This is a genomic window from Natronococcus sp. A-GB7 (assembly GCF_029688865.1).
GTDB lineage: Archaea > Halobacteriota > Halobacteria > Halobacteriales > Natrialbaceae > Natronococcus.
This window is the reverse complement of the sequence record NZ_JARUKV010000056.1, coordinates 1-8,140: the sequence shown is the minus strand read 5'-3', so window position 1 is coordinate 8,140 and position 8,140 is coordinate 1. Positions and strand designations below refer to the sequence as shown.

7 protein-coding genes and 2 pseudogenes are annotated in these 8,140 nt (G+C 49.9%); 4 read left to right on the top strand and 5 right to left on the bottom strand.

Annotated elements, in window-relative coordinates:
• The first annotated feature begins 28 nt into the window (after positions 1 to 28).
• Both QA609_RS24235 and QA609_RS24230 read left to right on the top strand, forming a co-directional pair.
• A complete protein-coding gene (locus QA609_RS24235) occupies positions 29 to 418 on the top strand; it encodes a PIN domain-containing protein (protein ID WP_278305188.1) in 390 nt (129 codons plus the stop codon).
• A gap of 74 nt (positions 419 to 492) precedes the next feature.
• Positions 493 to 786, top strand: a complete 294-nt coding sequence (locus QA609_RS24230; protein ID WP_278305187.1) for a ribbon-helix-helix protein, CopG family — start codon at positions 493 to 495, stop codon at positions 784 to 786.
• A 1,448-nt stretch (positions 787 to 2,234) separates the two neighbouring features.
• Here QA609_RS24230 and QA609_RS24225 read toward each other — a convergent pair.
• From QA609_RS24225 to QA609_RS24210, 4 genes are all read right to left on the bottom strand, one after another.
• On the bottom strand, positions 2,235 to 3,140 hold the full coding sequence (locus tag QA609_RS24225) for a hypothetical protein (RefSeq protein WP_278305186.1): 906 nt from the start codon (positions 3,138 to 3,140) through the stop codon (positions 2,235 to 2,237).
• Positions 3,141 to 3,466: 326 nt separating this feature from the next.
• Complete coding sequence (locus QA609_RS24220) at positions 3,467 to 4,288, bottom strand: hypothetical protein (RefSeq protein WP_278305185.1); 822 nt, start codon at positions 4,286 to 4,288, stop codon at positions 3,467 to 3,469.
• Between the two features lie 448 nt (positions 4,289 to 4,736).
• Positions 4,737 to 5,300, bottom strand: a complete 564-nt coding sequence (locus QA609_RS24215) for a transposase (RefSeq protein ID WP_278305189.1) — start codon at positions 5,298 to 5,300, stop codon at positions 4,737 to 4,739.
• Entirely contained in the window at positions 5,297 to 5,806 is a 510-nt protein-coding gene (locus tag QA609_RS24210; protein WP_278305184.1) for an IS630 family transposase, read from the bottom strand. Before QA609_RS24210 ends, QA609_RS24215 begins: the two co-directional genes overlap by 4 nt.
• A 443-nt stretch (positions 5,807 to 6,249) precedes the next feature.
• Here QA609_RS24210 and QA609_RS24205 point away from each other — a divergent pair.
• A protein-coding gene (locus tag QA609_RS24205; protein ID WP_278305183.1) for an IS630 family transposase occupies positions 6,250 to 7,271 on the top strand; the annotation gives its coding sequence in 2 pieces (ribosomal slippage) (positions 6,250 to 6,753 and positions 6,756 to 7,271; 1,020 coding nt in all).
• Positions 7,272 to 7,275: 4 nt separating this feature from the next.
• Here QA609_RS24205 and QA609_RS24200 read toward each other — a convergent pair.
• Positions 7,276 to 7,545, bottom strand: a pseudogene (locus tag QA609_RS24200) (hypothetical protein); the annotation flags it as partial.
• A gap of 362 nt (positions 7,546 to 7,907) precedes the next feature.
• Between QA609_RS24200 and QA609_RS24195 the strand changes: the two are divergent.
• Positions 7,908 to 8,140, top strand: a pseudogene (locus QA609_RS24195) (hypothetical protein); the annotation flags it as partial.

The following is an 8,140-nucleotide window of genomic DNA, read 5'->3' as shown; positions in this document are numbered from 1 at the left end:
ACAGTCTGACGAGGCATAGTCATACTGTATGATTCTTGACTCGACGTTTATCCACGACGTACTTCGAGGAGACGACGCAGCGATAAATCGACTCGCTGAGCTTCGAGACGAGAGTGATCCTGTCGCTCTCTCTTCACTTACCGTCTTTGAGGTGGGTGTTGGGCTCCGAGGAGAAAGCGCCAGGTATCGCGAGCAGTTTGGAGAGGTCGTTGACGACCTCGTAGTCCTTCCGGTTACTGACACAACAGCTCGACAAGCGATATCGATCCAACATGAGCTTCTTGACCGCGGTGAACGGATTGGTGCTCGTGATGTCCTGATCGCCGGAACAGCGGTTGGAACCCCAGACCCCCGAGTGCTCACGCGTAACGTAGATGAGTTTGCACGCGTTGATGACCTCGAGGCCGAGAGCTACTAACCCTCATTTTGCCGACTACTGCAAGACATACGTCTGACTCAGCTTCTTGTGTTTTCGCTTGTTTTCAGGCGTATATGGAGCAAGTGGCCGCCCGCGTTCCTGAGGAAATAGATGAGGCCATACAGGCGTATTCGGACGAAAACGATTGCTCCCGTTCCGAGGCCATTCGCGACCTTCTCGAGCGGGGGATTGAATACGATCAACTACAGACCGAAAACCAGCGTTTACAGAACGAAAAACATACTATAATCCAACAGCGCGAACAGCATACTGAGCTGGTTGAGTACATCGAAGAGGAGAAATCATATCGCAAAGCGGGTCTCTTCACTCGGGCGAAGTGGTGGGCCTTCGGAATGCCTGACGACTAACCGCCTTGTGCAACATTGGCCTTTCTCACGCTGGAGAGTGTTGCATAAGGGGCGGTGGACTTGAGCAAAGTGGTGGCTCACCAGCGTTCCGGTCGACCACGAGAACAGCAACAGGGGGGAAGGTATACCAGTTATCATAGAAGGAAAGCTGTAGAGCTCCACTCAAAATAATCGTGGGAATCCTAATAAGACAAGCGCAATACCAAGTGACCGATATATCCAAACACCTTTTCTGGATAATTTAGATGAGCCTCCACGCTGGTACCGGAAATCGAAGATATGCATTTTCTGCGGGGCAGCGATATAGGCTAACCCAAGTGCTACTGTTGCAAGCGAAGCAATTTGAAGCAGAATACTCATGTTGACTACTCGCTCATTCTACTAGTTAAGGAAATCGAGTTTACATGAGATTCTGATTTTCGACAGATAGAATGCTGGGCTGCTCAGTACGTATCTCCAGTAACGGAATCCAGAGAAGCCCCTGCCTCTGGCAAAGCGGCGACACCAATCGTGATTCTCTTGCAATCTCTCTATGTGGTATGTCATGTTGTCAGTCAAACGTCGTAGTTTACCACAAACTGCGACGTTGACCGACTGATTTACCCCTCTCGCTTAAGAACCATATCGCCCACAGAACCCATGCCAAGCAATCCCGACGTTGAGTACTCTGATGAGTACAGCCGTTCCCAAACGTGGCTCAGCCGAATCAGGTTGAGCAACTTCAAGACGTCTGCCTATCTGACGCTGTCGCACCCTTCCTTCAGGATCGGAATGACGTGATCATCGCACTGCTCTATGATGCTGGCCTTCGTGCCGGCAAGCTGTGCGCTCTCTCAACGTGAATCACCTCAATCTCGAAAACGGGACCGTCTATCTCCCAAGTGCTATCCAGAAAGGCTCACCACCGCCAGCGACTCTCGAGCTTAAGCCTGGTACTGGTGGACAGAACTACGTGAAGCCGATCGTTCTGCTGGGGTCGTCCTCGTAGACGACGAGCCCGAGTTCACGACCGGCTCTGTACTGACTTCCGTCCGACAGTATGAGACAGTTCGACTACTCCGTCGGTATCTTCGGGACCGGTGATACCTCTACATGAGCGTCGATGGGCGCGTGATAAACACGACAGCAAAAAGAAGCATACATACGACGCCGAGTATACGGAAAGCACCCACAATTCGCTTGTCACCACTGGGGACTATTTCTGCAGTACTAGTGAAGAAAATAAACAGTCCCATGAAAACGAAGGCAGCACGATTCTCGAGCCCAAATCGACTAATGATACTCACAGCGGCAATCGAGATACCGACCGGTATCCCAATCCAAGGTAATATACCGCCCTCCGGTTCCCGGAACAGCCCATCAATCATTTTATTGATTGTTTGATCATCCTAATTAACTTTGATACGGCAAATTCAGCCGTTTTGAATAACGCAATGTCAAATTCCTAATCATGTTATTTCATCACAGACACCACAACTTCCACAACCACATTCCACACACGTATCTGTTACTGTTTCATCGCAGCATGAACGTACAACACCAATACCACAAAATATTACAATACAGGTCACACATACACCAATTGTTGCTGGTGTACAAGAGGTTTTACACCAGCCACAACCGAGCGAATTCAGTGCACAATCAATATCAAAACTGCCCGAACATGTTACGTGTAGCGATTGTCCGTTGCTCGCACCCGGTGGCGCACCGTAACATCCTCCACAAGGATCTTCACAATCACTATTAGCGACTAGGTCGTCATCTGACTTTTCGTTTGTAACCTCTGTAACTGGAACGGGTTCTTCACCGTTGACGCTTCGATCTTCGATCGAAACTGTTGGCCATTTTTTATTCTCGGTTTCTTGGATCTGGAATTCTTGTGCTATCGTTTGCACAGCGTTATGCACCTTTTCATACTCATGATAGGATATTACTCGATCTTCGGTCTCAAAAGCAACCGAAGTAACCTTGTTACCGTCATCTAACTCCTTATCAACAGCATAGACGGTAATTTCATCGGCGGTGTCAACCGCATGCGGTGCCATTTTTTCTGGTCCCTTACCATCGAACAAGTCATCATGCTGAGGATGTTCGTCGTGGGGTACCTCAGAAACATGTGTACTACGAACCGTTTCGGACCAGGCACGACCCATCACGTTTATTATATCGTCTTTGGCTGCAACTTCACGGACGACCTCACCGAGATTTTCGCCCGTGATTGGTTCTATTGAATCTTCTTTAGCTGTTGCAGCATATGCAGTGCTGGAACCAACTATTGACGCCGCTCCCCCAGATCCGATCATTCGTAAGACGTTACGACGACTGATCTCAGTGCCGCTGAATTGCTTTTTCATCGACATTAAATAATTGGACGCATTACATTTATACTTTTGGTATAGTCAATAATTACATTTGTCTTTAGTTAATACTCTCAGTAATGATTGATTCTGTCAATAGCATTGAAAGCCGCCGTTCAAAGCGTCTGAATCGGCTGGATCGAGACCATAGAGCAAATCGAAATGCTACAGCATTGGCACAGCTGACGGCTAAACTCCACAACAGTCACCAACAACATTGGTCTTTAGCTAAGCCTCAGCAGTCGGTTGGATGGTGGTCGCAAGCTGTTCTTGGATGTTAATTTATACTAATTTTGAATGTAAACATTATATGATTGTTGTTTTCATATTTTGGTATCGGCAATTGGGTGTTCGAATAGTCGTTCATTGGTTTCTTCACATTCAATCGCAATAATATCGTGAGACGAACAACAAGACTCGACTGTCTCATCAGTCATACGTACTGTACCACCACTCGTTGGGCAGACATCAAGAAACAGTCGTAAAGTCATCAGTAACTGGCCTTTTTGTTCGGGACTGTACCGACTCAAATTTGGATCTCGGCGTTCAAGTACTTTTGCGGCGGCTACATCTGCGACTAGTGCCGCGTGTGATGGCCACTTCCCGACTTGAGTTCCATCACGTCTCATCACCCGAGCCTCGTCAAATTCGACAATTTCTACTGTCCCATCCGTTTTTAGGTCGAAAACCGCTGCTGCATCGTCACCCGAAATTTCTGCGGTATTGATTGACTCAATTTTCTCGAGCCAAGAAGTTTTGAATTCTTTTGTAAGACAGAGATCATCAATATCCTCACAAGATTCGATGATGCCGTGTTCACGGAGATATTGTTCGGGGTTGAGTTTCATTTGATCCCTAAGATTCTCATCAGAAGTAGCCGATGCCGTAGGATCAGTGGGTGAAGCCGAGTCCGCGGAATTGATAGGCGTATTACCCGTTCCCAATCCAGAATTGAGATTTAGGTCTGAGTCCTTGCCGAACCATTGCAGGACATCGGCTGGAAGATATCGCTTTGTAAGTGTTGGTGTCCTTGGAACAAGATAGCCACGGAAATAAATGAGAAAGGTCGAGATACTAAACAAAGCCATGGCAATTCGTTTTGATTTCTGCGAAAAGAGAGCAGCTATAATCGATGCGATTCCCAAATTAAGTATTGTGCAGGGTATGCATCGATTTTCACCGGTGTATTCTGGCTGTCGAAGGAATTGAATTATAGTCCTGAACATCTAATAGAGGTTAAGTAAGTATGGATTATTATTCTTTTGCTGTTGACAGTAGATATCAAACCCAGTTTGCAGCGTTGCTATGGTCAAGACGGCCGAAGCTAAACAAGTCTGTCCTACTGCCTCCACTATCGTGTATCCAGCGCTCGAATTCGATATCAAACACTGTGGGAGCTACACGAGAGAGAGCTTTCTAAAATGGGGGTTCAATTGAATCCGAGACAGCATAGGAATAGATAGAATTCATGGAAATCCCGCACCTAAACCCCTGAAGCGTGAACAAGTTACAGGGGCTGCTGAGACCGTCATTCACGCGGTGCATCAAGCCATCCGTTATCGCTTTATTTTCTGATTCTACTCCTCATAGTGATTAAGACGAATCCTTGCCAGTAAGATACGGCCAAATGTTTGGTTCGTCGATTGCGCTCAGTCCTCGTGGAATGTAGTCTTTCAGCGTCGAGAGATCTGGCATAAGGCGATACTTGAACCACTCTTGGAGCTGATCCCAGTACCCTTCGACGGCGTTCAATTCGGGGAGCTTCGACGGGAAGTACCACACTTCGAGATCGTCGCCGCGCACGCACGAGACCGAACTGTCTCCGACAGTTTCGGTCTCGCGCTCTCCGCTGACGTGTTCCCAGAGATCCCTCGCGTAGAAGTAGCCTGCTCGGTCAAGAAAGACCACTAATTCCTCACCGAACTTGTCGGTTAGTGCCTCTAACAGCCGAATTCCGTGGAACCTGGTCAAGTTCTCCTCTGTCCAGCAGTAGAAGCTGTCACCATCGTCGGTGACAGCGCCAAGCACTGTCACCGACTCCCAGGACGTTGCCGTCTCTATGGTCGGATTCGAGCCGATTGGGTACCAGCCGCGTCGTTGGACGGTTCCAACGTGCTTGGTGAACTGATCGACAACGACGACGGTTTTTTCGCTCAGTTCGGATCGTTTTTTTCGACTGTCCGCTGAAACTCGGCTTTTTCCTCGGGATCAGCCTCGTGATGTTGAGGCCGTGCTGTCCGCAAGGACAGCCCGGCCTCTCTCAACAACTCGTAGGCGTAGTTCTCGTGGTATTCGACGCCGTACTCCTCTTTGACGTGGTGGAGCAGGAGCTTCGCTGACCACGCTTGCTGATCGTAGCCGAGTTCAGTCGGCGGCTGTTGCAACTGTTCGAAAAGTTGCTCACGGTCGTCTCCCTCGATCTTTGCTGGGCCACCTGGTCGAGGAGCGTCGTAGGGAGCCTGCTCGATCGGTTCTTCCTCGAACCGATCGAGCCAGTTGCGGATCGTTTTCTCGACGACTCCATGGCGGTCAGCCAACGTATCCAGTTGATCGCCCTGCTTGCGCCCGATCGCCGCGAGAACACGTTCTCGCGGCTTCCCTTCGTCGATCTGCTCTTTGAGCTCGTAGAGTTCCTCAAGCGTGGTCTCGTCGAGCCGACCCATTACCAACTCTATAACAGACACCAGTAAATATCTTCCTTAAACACTATCAAGCCCTGCACAAGACTCTCTGAGGTCGGCGTACCGATCACCGTCGGAAACGGGAATGTCGTTCTCCCAGAGCTACTTGTCGATACTGTCTCATTGATATTCATCTGTTTGGCAATTTATACTTTCTCAAATATAAGTTGCGTAGTATATCTTGTTTTCACTTTGCTTAACCCTCATATATGTTTAAATAGCAGGGCTCGTTTTACCTCGTAAGCAAGCAAGTGCCCTCTTACAGGGTGTGATAGTCAAAAGACGATCCGCTGCTACTGATCGACGTCCTCGAGTGTCCGTCGCGAGGCATCATTCGCGCTCACCCTCCATGCACGTCGCACGGGCTGGATGGATCTTCATACTGTCGGCTGAATATTCTTTAGGCTAGAGTGTGATTATGTGATATGGCCGCGCTTGACGCCGCCACCCTCGACGACCTCCGCGACGCGCTCGCGGAGGTCGAGGACAAGAAGCCGACACAGCGCCTGATGGCGGTGATCAACTACTTCGAAGAAGACGACGCGACGATGGCAGAAGTAGCTGAACGGTACGGATACACCGGTCCATGGCTATCTCGATGGGTTGAGCGGCTCGACCGGCTCGCTGATGAGCCGGTCGAGCAAGTCGTCTATGACAATCCACGTGAAGGCAGACCACCCGAACTCTCTGACGAACAGTACGATCAGTTCGTTGAGACTCTCCACGAACCGCCCGAAGAAGTTGGGATAGATGCCCCCGCATGGTCTGTTCCACTAGCTCGTCATTATCTCACCGAGGAATTCGACGTTGAGTACTGTGAACGCCACGTTCGGCGATTAATGTCCGAGGCCGGGCTGTCCTGGAAGACAGCCCGGCCGGAGTTCTACAAATCCGACGAAAGAGCCCAAGAAGCCTGGCAAGAAGGCTTCAAAAAAAGCGCGACAACCTGGACAATGAATACACAATCCTGACCATCGATCAGACGCGTCAAGTGCTTTCGTCGCTAATCTATGCGTGGTTTCCCGAGGGAGAGCGCCCGTCACTGCCGGTGACGGGCGCGTGGGACAGCATCAAGCTACTCGGTGCAGTGGGCGATTCCAGCGAGACGTTCTTTCTATCTTGTGCCGAGAACTTCAACAGCGACACGACGATCCGCTTGTTGGACGCTCTCCAGACCGAATTCGGCGAGAAAATCTGTGTCGTCTTGGACAATGCGTCGTATTTCACAGCCAACGCGGTGCAGGAATTCGTCGAAGACACGCCGATCGAACTCTGTTACCTTCCGCGGGGTTCACCCGAGCTGAACCCCGCGGAAGAGTGTTGGAGACAGCTTGATCAAGAGCTTGGCAACCGTCTGTTCGACTCACTCGACGATCTTCGTGATGCTGCGTTCTCTGCACTTGATCGAATCGAAGTTCCAAATATCTTCACGTATTTATGTCCGTGAGTATCAAAACCGCAGGATAGGGATCGGCGTCGGGGGGTAATCGCTCAAGGTCAAATGAGTCAGCTGCATCGCTGATTCGGCGTGCAAGCGTCTCGAATTGGTCACGCTGGAGTGGCCGCTTCTCGTCTGAGTCGGGGAACTCAATGACGATTCGATGCTCCTGAACATCTGTGATCTGAAATGGCTTCTCCGATAATGGCATCACCAGTGTCGCTTCCTCCCCTAACGCCTCGCACTCCTCGAGCAGATTACTCCAGGTCGACTGAAACGTCATTATTCGTAGATAGCGGGTGCAACGACGAAAAAATCTGTCCCAAATACTCCTCCTCGGGCAATTCACCACAGAACAAAAAACAACGTCAGACAGGACTACCAGATTTAAGTAAGGTCACAAACAACGAGTAACCAACAAGATAAGAGAAACACACCCACCGCTAACCGGTGTGGGTCGCGGAAGAAGGGGGCGTTGATTCGCCCCCTAAGGTTTGGTCACCTTATTCTGCGACCCAGATCGGCTTAAAAGTTCGCCTCTCGATCAGCCGTTGCTGTCTCACTCACGAGATCTGCCGACTGGTTAGAGGCTACTCTACGCCAGGTATCGAGAACCGACTAATCGCAACCAGAGACTACGATACGATGACGATTGGAAAAGATCCAAACAAAATTGATGCTGAAGCCCCCGATGAACAGGACGTCGCTACCACTCTCGGCTTTGATGAGAGTATTCAGGATGGTCTCACAGACAGCGAGATCAAAGACAGCACTACAGAAATCCCGAGCCGCGAGCAAATGTGGTGCATGCTCCAAAAGCAAGCTAAAACGATCGAGCAGCTGGAGTCTCGGCTTGAAGACGTTGAGCAAGAACAGAC

Coding starts and splice junctions, on each gene's coding strand:
- QA609_RS24225 (WP_278305186.1), bottom strand. CDS start 3,140: ATGAAAAAGCAATTCAGCGGCACTGAGATCAGTCGTCGTAACGTCTTA.
- QA609_RS24230 (WP_278305187.1), top strand. CDS start 493: ATGGAGCAAGTGGCCGCCCGCGTTCCTGAGGAAATAGATGAGGCCATA.
- QA609_RS24210 (WP_278305184.1), bottom strand. CDS start 5,806: ATGGGTCGGCTCGACGAGACCACGCTTGAGGAACTCTACGAGCTCAAA.
- QA609_RS24235 (WP_278305188.1), top strand. CDS start 29: ATGATTCTTGACTCGACGTTTATCCACGACGTACTTCGAGGAGACGAC.